At 46.6% G+C, this 16,258-nt stretch carries 15 protein-coding genes; 1 reads left to right on the plus strand and 14 read right to left on the minus strand.

The features are described 5' to 3' along the window. The first annotated feature begins 24 nt into the window (after positions 1-24). Positions 25-642: a biotin transporter BioY gene (locus AB4Y93_RS03585; protein WP_441889017.1), complete on the plus strand. Its 618-nt coding sequence runs from the start codon at positions 25-27 to the stop codon at positions 640-642. A gap of 66 nt (positions 643-708) precedes the next feature. On the opposite strand, the gene AB4Y93_RS03590 is transcribed toward AB4Y93_RS03585, so the two are convergent. The 14 genes from AB4Y93_RS03590 to AB4Y93_RS03655 all read right to left on the minus strand — a co-directional run bounded on the left by AB4Y93_RS03590 (position 709) and on the right by AB4Y93_RS03655 (position 16,228). Then, positions 709-1,725: a S66 family peptidase gene (locus AB4Y93_RS03590; protein ID WP_441889253.1), complete on the minus strand. Its 1,017-nt coding sequence runs from the start codon at positions 1,723-1,725 to the stop codon at positions 709-711. Between the two features lie 118 nt (positions 1,726-1,843). After that, positions 1,844-3,007: an iron-containing alcohol dehydrogenase gene (locus AB4Y93_RS03595; RefSeq protein WP_441889019.1), complete on the minus strand. Its 1,164-nt coding sequence runs from the start codon at positions 3,005-3,007 to the stop codon at positions 1,844-1,846. A 93-nt stretch (positions 3,008-3,100) separates the two neighbouring features. Further along, positions 3,101-3,586 carry a RicAFT regulatory complex protein RicA family protein gene (locus tag AB4Y93_RS03600; protein ID WP_441889021.1) on the minus strand — a complete coding sequence of 162 codons (486 nt, stop codon included), beginning with the start codon at positions 3,584-3,586 and terminating at the stop codon, positions 3,101-3,103. A gap of 31 nt (positions 3,587-3,617) precedes the next feature. Then, complete coding sequence (gene miaB / locus AB4Y93_RS03605) at positions 3,618-5,189, minus strand: tRNA (N6-isopentenyl adenosine(37)-C2)-methylthiotransferase MiaB (protein WP_441889023.1); 1,572 nt, start codon at positions 5,187-5,189, stop codon at positions 3,618-3,620. Between the two features lie 143 nt (positions 5,190-5,332). Next, entirely contained in the window at positions 5,333-5,908 is a 576-nt protein-coding gene (gene pduL / locus AB4Y93_RS03610) for a phosphate propanoyltransferase (RefSeq protein ID WP_441889026.1), read from the minus strand. An 82-nt stretch (positions 5,909-5,990) separates the two neighbouring features. Next, positions 5,991-6,857, minus strand: coding sequence for a 2-oxoacid:ferredoxin oxidoreductase subunit beta (locus AB4Y93_RS03615; RefSeq protein ID WP_441889028.1), 867 nt, complete (start codon positions 6,855-6,857; stop codon positions 5,991-5,993). A 2-nt stretch (positions 6,858-6,859) separates the two neighbouring features. Beyond that, positions 6,860-8,593: a 2-oxoacid:acceptor oxidoreductase subunit alpha gene (locus AB4Y93_RS03620; protein ID WP_441889030.1), complete on the minus strand. Its 1,734-nt coding sequence runs from the start codon at positions 8,591-8,593 to the stop codon at positions 6,860-6,862. 197 nt (positions 8,594-8,790) lie between these two features. Next, positions 8,791-9,735: a dipeptidase gene (locus AB4Y93_RS03625; RefSeq protein ID WP_441889032.1), complete on the minus strand. Its 945-nt coding sequence runs from the start codon at positions 9,733-9,735 to the stop codon at positions 8,791-8,793. A gap of 131 nt (positions 9,736-9,866) precedes the next feature. Further along, entirely contained in the window at positions 9,867-10,127 is a 261-nt protein-coding gene (locus tag AB4Y93_RS03630; protein WP_005550495.1) for a stage V sporulation protein S, read from the minus strand. A 139-nt stretch (positions 10,128-10,266) separates the two neighbouring features. Continuing rightward, entirely contained in the window at positions 10,267-11,064 is a 798-nt protein-coding gene (locus tag AB4Y93_RS03635; RefSeq protein ID WP_441889035.1) for a TIGR00282 family metallophosphoesterase, read from the minus strand. A gap of 72 nt (positions 11,065-11,136) precedes the next feature. Then, positions 11,137-12,678, minus strand: coding sequence for a ribonuclease Y (rny, locus tag AB4Y93_RS03640; protein WP_441889037.1), 1,542 nt, complete (start codon positions 12,676-12,678; stop codon positions 11,137-11,139). A 181-nt stretch (positions 12,679-12,859) separates the two neighbouring features. Then, positions 12,860-13,540 carry a regulatory protein RecX gene (locus tag AB4Y93_RS03645; RefSeq protein WP_441889039.1) on the minus strand — a complete coding sequence of 227 codons (681 nt, stop codon included), beginning with the start codon at positions 13,538-13,540 and terminating at the stop codon, positions 12,860-12,862. 123 nt (positions 13,541-13,663) lie between these two features. After that, complete coding sequence (gene recA, locus AB4Y93_RS03650) at positions 13,664-14,719, minus strand: recombinase RecA (RefSeq protein ID WP_441889041.1); 1,056 nt, start codon at positions 14,717-14,719, stop codon at positions 13,664-13,666. A gap of 261 nt (positions 14,720-14,980) precedes the next feature. Beyond that, positions 14,981-16,228, minus strand: a complete 1,248-nt coding sequence (locus tag AB4Y93_RS03655; RefSeq protein WP_441889043.1) for a competence/damage-inducible protein A — start codon at positions 16,226-16,228, stop codon at positions 14,981-14,983. Positions 16,229-16,258 lie beyond the last annotated feature (30 nt).

The raw sequence follows: 16,258 nt of genomic DNA on the forward strand, positions 1-16,258 counted from the left end.
AATAACTAAAGGAGTCGATCCACTATGCGCACAAGTAGTTCAATTCGAAGCACCGTATTTATCGCCCTATTCGCCGCACTATTTATTGTTATGAGCGCCATTCAGATTAAAGTTGGTTCTTACGTGCCTATTACTCTCCAGACGCTCGCCGTTACCTTGGCAGGTGCCATTCTAGGTCCACGTAAGAGCTTTATCTCCATTGTGATCGTAATCGCCCTGGCGGCAACAGGCCTTCCACTCTTTGGCGGCAAAGGGGGACTCGAGACTTTAACAGGGCATACAGGCGGATTTATCTTTGCCTTCCCGTTTTGTGCACTTTTAATCGGCTTCGCTACTCAAGCACTTTTCCGTAACGAATTCATCATGCGTAACCGCATTTTATCATTTATCGCCTTATATATTATTTTTGAATTGCTAGGTTCGTTCCTGACTTATGTACCTGGAGTACCTTGGCTGATGCATGTTACAGGTCTTAGCTTCGGAAAAGCAATGACAGCCGGCTGTTATCCATACCTGCCAGGCGACGCGATCAAATCCTTTGTAGCGGTTATTATTGTACTATCTCTTAAACCATATATTCAACGAATTCAGTCGTCAATCCAATCCACAAAAGGTAACAAGTCGATCCATACAACTGCTTAAAATAATAAAGAACCATCCTTTGACTTTAACGGGATGGTTCTTTAATTCATTAGATATTTAACCCTGTTAAGGAATGAAAAATTGCCTCACAACTCCTTTTCCATCCCCCACTTCAATCTCTGCCAACGCTCCGTTTATAAACGTCATTTGAGGAGGAACATGACCACAGTCGATATCATAAACAATCGGAATCTTCAATTCTTCCGCAAGCTCCTGATACATATCCTCCAACGTATAGTTACCGACTGGCCGATTAACCGCACTTCTGCCAAACAAAATACCTGCACAATGGTCAAACCAGCCCGCCAGCTTCATTTGCACAAGTGATCTCCGTATATCTGCTGTATTGAGCTCACAATTTTCCAGATACCACACAATAGGTTCTTGCGAGATCACATTCTGTTGAAAATGCCGGACATCACCGTAAGGAGTCCCTATTAAATGTCTGATCACATCGATACAACCACCTAGTAAGCGCCCTTTAAATTTCACAGTCTCGTTCGAAACAACTTTCCAAGAGGTTTGCTCATTCAAATGAAAGATACATGGAGTAGGATCATCATGATTCCATTCTTTTTGATAATAAGGTGATGAATTTTGAACGACAGATTCCCCGGTTTTAGTGGATAATGCCTCTTCCCACATCCCTGTCGTCTGATCAGACCATTCTCCTCGCTGATCAATAAGATTTGCCCCATGTGCCGTGGCGATTCCTGTCTTTAATGTAACGGCCAGCAACAATACACTTATATCGGAATAGCCCATTATCCACTTGTTCTTGATCTGCTCCCAATCTATAAACTCCAACACTTCGATCAGCAGCTCACCACCCCAAGGTGGAAAAATCATTCCAATCGTATCATCCTTCATCATCTGATTGAATTCCGTTGCCCTTACTTTCGCAGGAGCTGACTTCGCTTTATGCTCCGTCCACACGGTCTCTCCGCAAATCATGTGGTATCCATTGGCCTCCATACGGCTGCAGGCTAATCTCAACAGTTCATGCAGGTCTGTACTTACTCCTGAGGAAGGCGCCGTTACCCCTATCATCGTACCTTCGTGAAGCAGCGGATACTGAATCATATAAATCCCCATTTCCATAGAATGATTAACTAAATACGACATCCGTTTCGAATATCCCTCCAAATGACGAAAACAAAAAAAAGCAGACCGGATACCGGTCTGCTCCCCACTCAATTCCTTACATCGACAAACGATAAATCGCCGCCACATCTTCTTTCTTCAGCTTGCGGAAGTTACCGCGTGTACCGCTGCCTGTTGTTTTCTCAGCCATTTCTTCGAGTCGGCTGTCATCAATATCATAATCCGCGAGGCGCGAAGGAGCGCCAATCGAATTCCAGAACTCACGGAGCTTCGCGATTCCCTCCCGTGCAACCTCGAGATCGTCACGACCTGCTGCTTCAACTCCGAATACATTTACCGCGAATTGCTTAAAGCGTCCTACATTATCTTCAACCACATAGTTCATCCAGTTCGGGAACAGGATAGCCAGACCACCACCATGCGGAATATCGTATACAGCGGAGACAGCATGCTCCATATCATGGTTCGCCCAATCGCCGATTACACCCATCGACAGCGTACCGTTCAGTGCCATTGTGCCGCAATACAAAATCGTTTCACGCAGCTTTACATTCGTCAGATCATTCACAAGGCCTGGAGCCGTCGCAATAACTGTACGCAGGATCGTCTCACAGAAGCCGTCCTGAACCGGCGTGTTGGAATCATGGTGGAAATATTGCTCGATCACATGTGCCATCATATCGACCATACCATAGACCGTATGATCCTTTGGAGCACTTGCCGTAAACGCAGGATCAAGAATCGAGAAAGTCGGGTAAGCAAGGACATTGCCCCAGCCATGCTTCTCGAGTGTTTCTTCATTCGTAATAACAGAACCGGAATTCATCTCTGAGCCGGTTGCCGCTAGTGTAAGAACCGTACCAAGCGGCAGAGCTGCTTCCGGCTTCGCTTTCCGGCTGACGACATCCCAGAAGTTCCCCTCATATTTCGCAGCAATGATGATTGCTTTCGCACAGTCAATTGTACTGCCGCCGCCAACTGCAAGCACCCAATCAATGGACTCCGAACGGCATAGATCAGCACCGCGGTGTACTGTCGATAGACGCGGGTTAGGCTCAACTCCGCTGAGCTCAGTAACTGAACAGCCAGCTTCATTCAGCTTCGCAAGAACTTGCTCATATAGTCCGTTACGCTTAATGCTGCCACCACCGTAGACAAGCAGTACACGTTTACCAAGGCTAGCTGCTTCGACAGGAAGCTGTTTCAGTTGCCCTTCACCAAAATGCAGGCGGGTAGGGTTATAGTATGTAAATGGATTCATGGTTTATCTCTCTCCTTTAAGGTACATGATTTTTATTGGGTGAAAAAGAAAGAGAAGCGTTCTTCATAAAAAAGAACCGCCTCTCCATTTATTTTAGTCACATTCTTCAGGCGCTTCAACTTGAGCGTCTTCTACATTGATTTTCTCCGATACGGTATCACGAACGATTGAGATAACAAGCTGCAGCAAATAGTTAATGTCGGATTGGCTTTGCTGGAACTCCGATACGATTGGAATGCCGTCCAGTTCATCCTGCAGCGTTTCCATTTCGCCTTCGATTTTTTTCACCATTTGCTCATTCTTGAAGGTTGTTTCAAAGGCTACCACTTCTTTTTGCTTCTTCTTGATCATTGTGATAAGCGATTGAACGCGGTCATTGCCTTGAATTTGCTTCTCGGCACGGCGATATTGCTGTACTTCCTCGGAAGTAAAGATCAGGCCAGCGAGCTCCTTCGCTTTTTCCATAATATCTTCACGTACGAGAAGGTCACGTGTATCAAATTTCGGCACATCACACGAGTGGCCATCCTCATGATCATGATGGTGGTGATTATTAACTGCAGTCTGCTGTTCGGACATCTATCATCTCTCCCATTATTTGAGTCACAACTTAAGATACATTGCTGGCGGAATTCGCCAATGGTTCTGCTTTAATATACCATGTTTTTGCTTCTGTTACACGAACATGTACAAATTGTCCAATCCATTCCTTTGGACCCTCTAAGTGAACGAGCATATTCGTACGAGTCCGGCCTGCCAAAATATGCGAATTGTTCTTACTCTCTCCTTCGACAAGCACCTCAACAATCTCGCCTTCCATCCGTTCATGGCTCTTGCGGCCAAGCTCTGCCATCAGCTCATTGAGCCTCTTCAGACGCTGCTTCTTTACGTCAGCAGGGACATTGTCTTCCATACCTGCAGCTGGCGTTCCCTCACGAGGTGAGTAGATGAATGTATAGGCAAAGTCGAAACCAACCTTCTGAACTAACGACATCGTCTCCTCAAATTGCTCATCCGTCTCACCAGGGAAACCAACGATAATATCGGTTGAGAGAGAAACATTCGGAATCGCGCGTTTAATCTTGGCAACTAGCTCCATATAGAGTTCGCTCGAATATTTGCGGCTCATTCGTTTGAGTACTTCCGTGCTGCCGGATTGGACCGGCAGATGAATATGCTCAACCAAATTGCCTCCCTCAGCCAGCACATCAATCAGATGATCGTCGAAATCCCGCGGATGGCTGGTCGTAAACCTAACCCTAGGAATATCTATCTTTGAAATATCAAACATCAAATCGCCAAATCGGTAAGAGATATCTTTAAAATCCTTGCCGTAGGCGTTTACATTTTGTCCAAGCAGAGTAATCTCTTTAAACCCTTGGCGAGCGAGCTCACGAACTTCGGCAATCACATCCTCCGGACGACGGCTGCGCTCCTTGCCTCTTGTGTATGGCACAATGCAGTATGTACAGAATTTATCGCAGCCGTACATGATGTTTACCCATGCACGCATGCCATCCCGCTTCTTGGGCATATTTTCGATGATGTCGCCTTCTTTGGACCAAACCTCAACGACCATCTCCTTGCTGAAGTAAGCGTTTTGTAACAAATGCGGTAACCGATGAATGTTATGAGTACCAAAAATCATATCGACAAAAGCATGCTTTTGCAGGATTTTGCCTACTACTGATTCTTCCTGGGACATGCATCCGCAAACACCTAATAGCAGACCAGGCTTTTGCAGCTTTAACGTCTTTAGATGTCCAAGCTCACCAAATACTTTATCTTCGGCATTTTCCCGAATGGCGCATGTATTAAGCAGGATCACATCCGCCTGCTGGCGATCTTCCGTGGCTGCATAGCCCATCTCTTCGAACATGCCCTTCATCACTTCTGTGTCATGCTCATTCATTTGGCAGCCGTATGTTTGTATGAAGTAAAATTTCCCTTTACCGAGTGTTTGAAGCTCCTCAGGAATGATGAAATCATAATGAACTTCAATGTCTTCTTTGCCGCGTTTCTTTTCTTCTTTGTAATCTGGTGTGGAGTTAATTTGAACGTTCCGGCCTTTAATGCGATAGGTCGTTCCCCCGTCTTCCTCACTTAGCACCTTAGCATCCGAGAAGTCAAAGTATTTGGAATAGTCTTTAACCTTGTCGGCTTGAGCTTTACCCTTAGACATGGTTGTTCACTTCCCTCTACATGAAATATCCCTAATACAAAATTATAGCATAACTGCCTCATCGATATCTATTCATCCATGGCTGACAAAAGAGGCTGACAACGGTGTATCCCGCTTGTCAGCCTCTCTGTCCACTCATCGACCTATTCGATGATTTCTGCCGTATCACCGTTCTTGATGCCTGCAGCATTCGCCTCATCGGTATCAATATGCATATCCAGTGCAAAGTCCGGAGATACACGAGCAATCACATGCTCGAATACAACGCCACGCTCGCCTTGGAAGCGAACTTTCAGCTGTTGTTTATCGGCAATCCCCCACTTGTCGGCATCTGAGGTATGGAAGTGAATGTGACGAGCAGCAACGATTACGCCCTCTTCAATTGTAACTTCACCAGCTGGTCCTTTAAGGGTGATGCCGGCCGAGCCTGCAATATTGCCAGATTCCCGTACAGGCGGGTTTACACCAAGCGAGAACGCATCTGTACGCGATACTTCCAGTTGTGTAGACGGGCGTACAGGACCCAGAATTCTTACTTTTGGGAAAGTACCTTTTGGTCCGATGACTGCAACCGTCTCATTAGCAGCATATTGACCAGGCTGCGACAACGGTTTAGCAACCGTTAGTTCACTGCCTTCTCCAAATAATATAGCGACATGCTCCGCAGATAAATGAATATGTCTTGCCGATACGCCCACGGGCACTAATTTTTGTTCCATTTGTTTTTACTCCTTTGTAATCCCATCAAAATTAAAAAGCATACGGCCTCTTGTAAAAAAAGGCCGTATGCCCATCATACACCTATTTAAATTCCGCTACAAGCTTCGCAAAGTGCTCTTCGGACAGCGAAAGATCTTGTTTAGCCAGTGCTTCCGGGCGGAAGCCTGTAATCATATCCTCATATGATTTACGCACCGTATTCTGATAGATCAGACCCGTCAGCATGCCGTTTGTTTCCATGATTTTATTCATCGCGGTTACGCGGTTAGTAGGATCGTAATCCGGGAATTGCTCCAGGTTAACGATATTTTCTTTGAACCAGTCGTACGTGTTGATTTTGTTAAACGTTACACATGGGCTAAAAACATTGATCAGCGAGAAGCCTTCATGCTTAATACCTGCTTCGATTAAGGCAGTCAACTGTTTCAGATCACTGGAGAACGATTGGGCTACAAAAGTAGCACCTGCAGATAAAGCAATCTCAAGCGGCGACAATGTCGACTCGATCGAGCCTTCCGGCGTCGATTTGGTCTTAAAGCCTTCTGCGCTTCGCGGAGACGTTTGCCCTTTTGTCAGACCATAGATTTGGTTATCCATAACGATATACGTGATGTTCAGGTTACGACGAATGGCATGCACGGTATGACCCATACCAATTGCGAATCCGTCGCCGTCACCTCCAGATGCGATAACGGTCAGCTCGCGGTTAGCAAGCTTAACACCCTGCGCGATAGGAAGCGCACGGCCATGAATACCATGAAGGCCATATGCGTTAATGTAACCGGAAATACGGCCGGAACAGCCGATACCCGAAATAACAGCAAGCTCTTCCGGCTCAAGGCCTACATTAGCTGCCGCACGTTGAATAGCTGCTTGGATGGAGAAGTCTCCGCAGCCCGGGCACCAGTTCGGCTTCACATTATTTCTAAACTCTTTAAACGTTGCCATAATTAGTCCAACTCCTTGCACGCTTTATAAACTTCAGATGGCAGGAACGGATTGCCGTCATATTTCAGCAGGTTGCGGATTTTTTCAGCAAAGCCTGCATTCATTTTGATCTGGCCAGCGAGCTGTGCCGTCGCATTGTTCTCGATAACAACGACTTTTTTCGCCTGTTGCAAGTGAGGAAGCAATTGCTCTGTAGGGAACGGATGAATCTGACGGATCGTAATGTGGTTCGTTGTAATACCGTCGTTTGCCAGCCATTCGCGGGCTTGATCGATCGTGCCACCTGTTGAGCCCATGCCAATAATGAGAAGATCCGGCGTCTCGTTAGGAGCATCAACGCGAAGACCTTCACGAATGAAGAGATCATCCAGCTTATGCAGACGTTTATCCATCATTTTCAGACGGTTAGTGGCACTCTCCGAAGGACGTCCTGTCTCGTCATGTTCCACGCCAGTAACATGGTGAATACCATTTTTGGCACCAGGCAGTATACGAGGCGATACGCCGTCTTCAGTGAGCTCATAACGTTTAAACAGCTGATGCTGCTCAAGCTCTGGCCCTTCTTCTACCAGCTTGCCGCGGTTGATCTGGATCGAATTAAAGTCAAACGGCTCACAGGATTGTTTGCCGAGCGACAGCTGAAGATCCGTCATCACGATAACGGGTACTTGATACTGCTCAGCCAGGTTAAAGGCTTCGATCATATCATAGAAGCAGTCCTCGATCGATGCCGGTGCGATAACGATCTTTGGAATCTCGCCATGCGTTCCGTATACCATCGCGTTCAAGTCGGATTGCTCTTGCTTCGTTGGCAAGCCTGTGGAAGGACCACCGCGCTGCGTATCCACAATGACAAGCGGAGTCTCCGTCATACCTGCAAGGCCAATTGCCTCCATCATCAGAGACAGACCAGGTCCGGCAGATGCCGTCATCGTACGGACACCGGCATAGTTAGCGCCAATTGCCATCGTAACAGCTGCGATTTCGTCTTCCGTTTGAACAACTGTACCGCCAAGTGCAGGAAGCTTCTTAATAAGATATTCCATAATCTCAGATGCGGGAGTAATTGGATACGCTGACATAAGCCGGCAGCCAGCTGCAATACAACCAAGCCCAATTGCTTCGTTGCCAATCATAAACAGCTTTTGCTGGCCATCTGCATCACCCAGCTTAAACTCGTCAAGTGGTCCACCCGCTTGCTCTAGTACGAACTCCGCACCAAGCTTAACCGCTTCGATATTTTTCTCCACGATTGCTGCGCCTTTACGTCCGAACTCTTCTTCTACTGCTTTATTGAATACTTCAAGCGGCAGCCCAAGCAGTGCCCAGGATGCGCCGGAAGCAACCATGTTCTTCATTAGGGAAGTACCAAGCTCTTCTGCCATCTTCGTAATGGGTACTGCGAAGAGTCTAGCATCGATTCCTTCAGGTACAACCGGATTAAACTTCGCATCTGCCACGATTACGCCGCCGGTGCGAAGCTCTTTTGCATTCAGATCTATACTTTCTTGGTCGAACGCCACGAGGATGTCCAGATCATCGGAGATCGCCCGAATTGGGTATGTGCTGATTCGAATCTTATTATTCGTATGTCCGCCCTTGATTCGCGACGAGAAATGACGATATCCATATAGATAATACCCAAGCCGGTTAAGCGCCGTGGAAAAGATACGGTCCGTACTTTCGACGCCTTCCCCTTGTTGCCCTCCGATCTTCCAAGACAATTGACTAATCAAAACGCCCATCTCCTCTTTTTGATGGCTTAAGCCGCGTACATTACTAAGGCAATATCCAACAATAATTTGTATTATGAATAAACAGTCACAACAAGTGTAAAGGTGTGGTTTGAAAATTGCAAGATGTAAACGCTTAATGATCACATAATCATTTTCGATTGAATTTATAGCGGATTAAGATCGGACAAAGCGGTTCATTACACCGGCAAATGGGCAGCTAAAAATGAAAGCGCATTACCCGATAAAAACTGCTTGGTCTGCTGTTCCGTGTACCTTTTCAGCAGCGCCTCCCGAAGCCTGTACACCTCACCAGGATGAGTTAAACCACTTACATATTTATCGATTCCGTCAAAGTCTGATCCAAGCATAAGATGCTGCTCACCGCCAAGCTCACATATGTGTTCGATATGTCTTAGCACATGATCGATTGTGACCTGCTCCCCTTCAGCTACGAACCAAGGTACATATGTCACACCGATTAAGCCCTGCAGAGCGAGAATAGCTTTTATTTGTTCATCCGTCAGATTACGGGGATGGTTAAGAAGCGCTTTTGCGTTTGAATGAGAAGCTATAATCGTCCTTGATGCTAGATCCGCTACATCCCAGAACGCCCGCTCAGACAAATGCGATACATCCACCAGTATACCCAGATTATCGCATTCTTGGACGAATGCTCTCCCCTTCGCCGTTAGACCCCCTCCTCGAGGCTCCATAACGCCGTCTGCGGCCCAGTTCGCATAATTCCAGGTTAGTCCTGCTGCTCGCACGCCAAGGCGGTGTAGAAGTCTTAGAATGGGAATACTGCCCTGCAGTCCATCTACTCCTTCAAGGGACAGCAAGGCGCCTATCTTACCAGTAGCCAGACCTTCTCTTAGATCGGCTTGATTGCGTACGAGCATCATATCGGGACAAGTAAGCACCTGTTCATAGAAATGATCGATACTTTCTAGAATGGGTTCAATAGAGCCATTTAACTTTTCCGGTATGTAGACCGCGAACGTTTGAAGAACTGCACCTGATTCCTTTAATCGCTCATACGTTACATCAAGTGCATTAGATTCACTATTTCGGAAAGAAAGCTTCGGATCAACTAGCAGTTTGCTTAATACATCACAATGAAAATCCGCCACCGTAAAGGTCATATCGCACCGCCTTTTACAACCAAGATGAATAATTGGATTAACCCCAACAAAGCAAAAAACCTGTCTACTACGTAAACAGGTTCAAATACCCGGTCTAATTCAGTCCCGCACTTGACGTTTGGTTATTCGAATTACCTAGGTTCTACAATAAGCTTTATCGCTGTACGATCTTCTCCATCAATCACAATGTCAGTAAATGCCGGCACACAGATTAAATCCACCCCGCTCGGAGCTACGAATCCGCGAGCAATCGCTACCGCTTTGATCGCTTGATTTAGTGCACCCGCCCCGATGGCTTGCAATTCAGCGGCGCCGCGCTCACGCAAAACTCCGGCTAGCGCACCTGCAACGGAATTTGGATTGGACTTTGCTGAAACTTTTAATACTTCCATGAAAAAGGACCTCCTCGGGAATGATGGATGGATTCCACTATTTAGATAGTATTCGAGAGAGGTTAAAAAATTCCTGCTATTATCCTAATAACTTTCAGCACTATTCTGAATTGACTAAACTTTTCGAATATTCATATAGCTACTGCATGAGCAGCCATTCATCTTCCGTCAATCGGATTTTTTGAATTTTCGTAGCTTGGCCTGTCGCATCGTCAATGTGAACCGAGACCGCATGCAAATGCCAATCCCCTTCGTCCACGACGAAACGTGTAGGCAGCTGAGTTAAAAATTTATGTAACACAGCGTTACGATCCATACCCAGGACGCCATCACGAGGACCCGACATCCCCACATCGGTAAGGTAAGCTGTTCCGCCCGGCAGAATGCGGTCATCATTCGTCTGTACATGTGTATGGGTACCAACTACGATCGAGGCATGACCAGCCAAATGCCAGCCCATAGCAATCTTCTCAGAGGTAGCTTCGGCATGGAAATCAACCAAAATATTGTTGGTCTTCTCTCTCGCCAGAGTAACTAGATCTTCTGCCTTCCGGAATGGGCAATCAATTGGCGGCAGGAATGTCCTGCCCTGTAAATTAATAATGGCTAACTGCTTGCCGTTGGCTTTGATTAAGGCATAACCTTGGCCAGGAGTCCCTTCCGGGAAGTTAGCCGGCCGCACAATGCGTGGTTCTTCATCTATCCATTCAAAGATATCCTTATTGTCCCAGGTATGATTACCCATCGTAATGCCATGAACGCCCCATTCAAAAAACTCACGGGCAATGGTCTGTGTAATACCGCGACCTGCTGCAGCATTCTCACCGTTTACGATAATAATATGCGGATTATATTTACTTTTAAGTGCCGGTAGCACCTGCTTAAGGGCTTTACGGCCTACACTTCCTACGATATCACCAATAAATAATACGTTCACTCTGCCACTCCTTTATTATGCAAAAAAAGTGGCTGACAAGCAGCCACTTTTCGTTCTTGCTATTTGCTTGTGTTACTTCGCATATTCAACTGCACGGGTCTCACGAATAACCGTAACTTTAATATGTCCCGGATAATCGAGTTCACTCTCGATTTTCTTCGTAATGTCGCGTGCAAGTCGGAATGCTTCTGTATCGTCAATCTTTTCAGGCTGAACCATAACACGGACTTCGCGTCCTGCTTGGATTGCGAAAGACTTCTCTACGCCGTCGAACGACTCCGAAATGTCTTCCAGCTTCTCCAGACGTTTAATGTACGTTTCAAGCGTTTCACGACGTGCACCAGGGCGTGCGGCAGACAATGCGTCCGCTGCTCCTACTAACATCGCGATTACAGAAGTTGCTTCTACATCTCCATGGTGGGAAGCGATACTGTTGATAACAACAGGATGCTCTTTGTACTTCTTCGCCAGTTCTACGCCGATCTCAACATGTGAGCCCTCAACCTCGTGGTCAAGTGCCTTGCCGATATCGTGCAGGAGGCCTGCGCGCTTAGCCAGAGTAATATCCTCGCCAAGCTCTGCAGCCATAAGGCCTGTCAAGTAAGCAACTTCCATCGAGTGCTTCAGCACGTTCTGACCGTAGCTTGTCCGATACTTCAGACGTCCCAGAATTTTAATCAAGTCAGGATGCAAACCGTGAACCCCAACCTCGAAAGTAGCTTGCTCACCGTATTCACGGATCCGCTCATCCACTTCCTTACGGGACTTCTCGACCATCTCTTCAATGCGAGCCGGATGTATACGACCATCTGCAACAAGCTTCTCAAGTGAAGTCCGAGCAATTTCACGTCTAATCGGGTCAAAGCCTGACAGAATGACCGCTTCCGGTGTATCGTCGATAATTAGATCGATACCAGTCAATGTTTCGAGTGCACGGATATTACGGCCCTCACGTCCAATTATGCGGCCTTTCATTTCTTCGTTAGGCAGCGTTACGACCGATACAGTCGTCTCTGCTACGTGATCCGCCGCACAACGTTGAATAGCGAGTGAAATAATGTCCCGCGCCTTACGATCGGCTTCTTCTTTCGCTTGCTGCTCGATCTCTTTGATCATCTGTGCTGTTTCGTGACGTACTTCCTGTTCCACATTCGACAAAATAATCGATTTCGCATCTTCCATAGTCAAGCTGGAGATACGCTCCAATTCACTAAGCTGCTGCTTGTAAATGGAATCAATTTGTTCTTGTGTGTCATCGATCCGTTTCTCTTTGTTGGCAACTAACTCTTCTTTGCGCTCGAGTGCTTCTATCTTTTTATCCAGCGACTCCTCTTTCTGGAGCAAACGTCTTTCTTGACGCAAAGACTCATTACGCCGCTCTCGGATGTCTTTTTCAGCCTCCGTACGGAGTTTGTGGATTTCATCTTTTGCTTCGAGCACCGTTTCTTTCTTCTGAGCTTCTGCTTCCTTCTTCGCACTTTCTACGATGACAACAGCAGCTTGCTCAGCGCTGGAAATTTTGGCCTCGGCAATCGACTTGCGAATAAAATAACCAATCCCAAAGAAAATAACGCCAACAACGAGACAGATCAACACCGTCCAAATAGGGTCCATTTGTTCACCTCCTCGTTGCATTCACCAAGGCAATGCTTGGGATGATATTAGGTTTTTAGCCGGTTTCCATACCGATTCATTCTCAAACTTATTGACGAAAATAATCGTTTCAAATCAACTTTTGGAAGGAAAATTGATCTGATATAAAAGGAATACAATTTTATTTTATCTTTTGGCAAAATCAATTGTCAAGCAAAAGCCCATCATCGTCATCTGCCTGTTCCATTTCCGCTTCATCTATAGCTGCTTTTGCCGCCTCTTTGACGACATCCGAAGGAAACCCTCTTCGCATTAAAAAGGAGAGGAGTTTTTGACGTTTCTCTCTATTTTCTCCTTTAAGGGAGCGCCATTTCTTCTTTGCGGCATGAATCGCTGACGCAAGTTCATCATCCCGGTCGATGGCTTCCAGTGCTTCTGACGCAGCTTGATTTGTTACTCCTCGCTGCTGCAGCTCCTGCTTAATCCAACGGCGGCCTTTTTGACTATAACGGATACGCTGCTTGGCAAATTGCCGCGCATACTCTTCATCATCAACAATATGCTCCGATTCTAAACGTTCAAGCGCATAAGCAATTGGCTCCGGCTCGAACGCCTTGCGCATTAAATATTGCTCAATTTCTTTGCGAGTCCTTGCTTTGAACCCCAAATAGTAAATAGCTAGCGCATAAGCCCTGTAACGATCATCTTCTTCCGTTATCTCGGTAATTTCCTCCGTGCTGAGCGACGTACCCTTAAATAATCGGTGCTTAATTAACAAATCCTCGTGAACCGAGAATAGCGGCTCTTCCATGCCATTCGTGAAGATGTTGTAACGCTTTCGTTCCTTGCGGTCCTGTTCGACCGATGAAATCTCGATAATCATTTAGGACTCACTCCGTTCGTTATGGCGAAAAAGGAGCAACGCCGCCCTCAATGGGACGGCGTTGCTCCTAAGCTATTAACTTAACTTCCGCAGTATGGATTCATAGCTGCGAAAGTTGAATTATTAATCATCAAGTTCCGACTCATCGAAATCATCGTCATCATCTTTCGAGAAGTCAGCTGGCTCTGCCGAAGCAGACAAGTTGCTTTGTTCACGGATTTGCTTCTCGATTACTGCAGCAATCTGCGGATGATCCTTCAAGAACTGCTTCGCGTTCTCGCGGCCTTGACCTAAGCGATCACCATTGTAGGAGAACCATGCTCCACTCTTCTGAACGATGTCCATCTCTGTGCCAATATCGACAAGGCTACCTTCTCTCGAAATGCCCTCACCGTACATAATATCGACCTCAGCTTGCTTAAATGGCGGAGCAACTTTATTCTTAACGACTTTGATACGCGTACGGTTACCAACCATGTCGTTGCCTTGTTTGATTGTTTCAATACGGCGGACATCAAGACGAACGGAAGAATAGAACTTGAGTGCGCGTCCGCCTGGCGTTGTCTCCGGGTTACCAAACATAACGCCGACTTTCTCACGCAATTGGTTGATGAAGATTGCAATTGTCTTCGACTTGCTGATTGCGCCGCCCAACTTACGAAGTGCTTGTGACATCAGACGTGCTTGCAGACCAACGTGGGAATCACCCATGTCGCCTTCAATCTCTGCTTTTGGTACAAGAGCCGCAACGGAGTCGATAACGATAATGTCAACAGCGCCGCTGCGTACAAGAGCTTCTGCAATTTCAAGTGCTTGCTCTCCTGTATCTGGTTGAGACAACAGCAACTCATCGATGTTAACGCCAAGCTTATTTGCGTACGATGGATCGAGCGCATGCTCGGCATCGATAAACGCTGCTTGTCCGCCAATACGTTGTACTTCCGCAATCGCGTGAAGGGCAACTGTTGTTTTACCGGAGGATTCCGGTCCATAAACCTCGATAATACGACCTCTCGGTAAACCGCCAATTCCAAGTGCAATATCTAAAGCAAGGGAACCGCTCGGCACGGTTTCAACTTGCATATGTGTGGATTCTCCTAATTTCATGATGGAACCTTTACCAAATTGTTTCTCAATTTGACGTAAAGCCATCTCTAAAGCAGCACGACGATCCGACAAGCCACTCACATCCTTCATTCATTTATAATTGTATGATACCTTGTTTCTAGTCAAAAGCCAAGCTTTTTTTCGAACATACATTCGTCTTTTTATTTCCACGTCCTTTCATTCCTATGGTGATACCCCATCTTAAGTGACTTTTAAAAATAGACATAAAAAAACCGCAGCAAAGTAATCTTCGCCACGGTTCTTCCGTATACTGACAATTATAACGGAACTGGTACAATCCCGCAAGCTTTTTCGCGTTAATCCGACAAATTATTATTCGCCTAGTTTAAGCCATAATTGATATAAGGCAGCTTTAACAGCTCGAATACGGATAATCGATCGAGTTCCCGAGAAATGACCGGTAAAGACCGACGTCGGCTTCCCCCGCTCTGCAACCGCATAGTAGACAAGCCCTACCGGATGGCCTTCTGCTTGAGCCGGACCAGCAACACCCGTTAAGGATACACCAAAATCCGAATCACCAATCTGGCGTACTCGCTCAGCCATCATCGCAGCAGTCGACTCACTGATTGCACCAGGTGCTCCATCACCCTCTAGTTGGGCCATTGGAATGCCAAGAAGCTTATGCTTCATTTCGTTTGTATAGGTCACGACACCACCTGAATATTCGCCGCTGCTGCCTGGAATGCCGGTAATTAGCTCCGCTAGCAGCCCCCCGCTTATACTTTCCGCAGTCGAAAGCTTTCTTCTGGAAGCCCGAAGCAGCTGAACAATCTGTTCTTCTAATGTAATTTCTTCTCGTGCATATAAGTGTTGACCTACACGCTGCATGATATCTGCAGTGGTTTTATCAAGCTTCGCCGTTGCATCTGTTTCATTAGCCGCTTTTGTTGACACACGGATCGCAACTTCGCCCTCCTTTGCATAAGGGGCAATGGTAGGATCAGATTGTGCTTCGATAAGATCAATAAGCTTTGCTTCAAGCGTAGATTCGCCAATACCTGCAAACATAAGAACCCGTGAATACAGCGGCTCTTCCGTACTAAGGATAGATCGCAGCCATTCCGCACCAGGACCTTCCATCATAGGCTTCATTTCACGCGGCGGACCAGGAAGCATCAAATAATGTGTCCCCTCTTCAGAAAGCCCATTCCCAACAGCGAGTCCCGCTTCATTATCGATCGGTACGCTGCCATCAATCATCAACGCTTGCCGCCTATTGCTCTCCACCATATGAATGCCTCGGGAGCTGAACATGTGCTCGATCTTATCCATGGACGGCTGGTGGATAGAAAGACTCCTATTTAAATAAGCCGCGAGCACATCCTTCGTCAAGTCATCCTGTGTAGGACCAATACCGCCGGTAAAGACGAGCAAATCTGCACGTTCACGCGCAATCTCAATTGCTTGACGAATGCGGGCTGAATTATCGCCAACTACCGTTTGAAAGTAAACATCAATGCCAAACGTGGCAAGCTTTCTTGACAAGTACTGTGCGTTTGTATTTACAATCTGACCAAGCAGCAGCTCCGTACCAACTGCAATAATTTCCGCTTTCACTCGATTTCCCCCTTGATTTTTAGCATTAGG

It is taken from the genome of Paenibacillus sp. YAF4_2 (assembly GCF_052113225.1).
Classification (GTDB): domain Bacteria; phylum Bacillota; class Bacilli; order Paenibacillales; family Paenibacillaceae; genus Pristimantibacillus.

Bases quoted from the DNA above. Each gene is read 5' to 3' on its own strand.
- AB4Y93_RS03645 (WP_441889039.1), bottom strand. From the start codon at position 13,540: ATGATTATCGAGATTTCATCGGTCGAACAGGACCGCAAGGAACGAAAG.
- pduL (WP_441889026.1), bottom strand. From the start codon at position 5,908: ATGGAACAAAAATTAGTGCCCGTGGGCGTATCGGCAAGACATATTCAT.
- miaB (WP_441889023.1), bottom strand. From the start codon at position 5,189: ATGTCTAAGGGTAAAGCTCAAGCCGACAAGGTTAAAGACTATTCCAAA.
- AB4Y93_RS03630 (WP_005550495.1), bottom strand. From the start codon at position 10,127: ATGGAAGTATTAAAAGTTTCAGCAAAGTCCAATCCAAATTCCGTTGCA.
- AB4Y93_RS03585 (WP_441889017.1), top strand. From the start codon at position 25: ATGCGCACAAGTAGTTCAATTCGAAGCACCGTATTTATCGCCCTATTC.
- AB4Y93_RS03615 (WP_441889028.1), bottom strand. From the start codon at position 6,857: ATGGCAACGTTTAAAGAGTTTAGAAATAATGTGAAGCCGAACTGGTGC.
- AB4Y93_RS03590 (WP_441889253.1), bottom strand. From the start codon at position 1,725: ATGATTCAGTATCCGCTGCTTCACGAAGGTACGATGATAGGGGTAACG.
- AB4Y93_RS03595 (WP_441889019.1), bottom strand. From the start codon at position 3,007: ATGAATCCATTTACATACTATAACCCTACCCGCCTGCATTTTGGTGAA.
- AB4Y93_RS03625 (WP_441889032.1), bottom strand. From the start codon at position 9,735: ATGACCTTTACGGTGGCGGATTTTCATTGTGATGTATTAAGCAAACTG.
- AB4Y93_RS03600 (WP_441889021.1), bottom strand. From the start codon at position 3,586: ATGTCCGAACAGCAGACTGCAGTTAATAATCACCACCATCATGATCAT.
- rny (WP_441889037.1), bottom strand. From the start codon at position 12,678: ATGGACCCTATTTGGACGGTGTTGATCTGTCTCGTTGTTGGCGTTATT.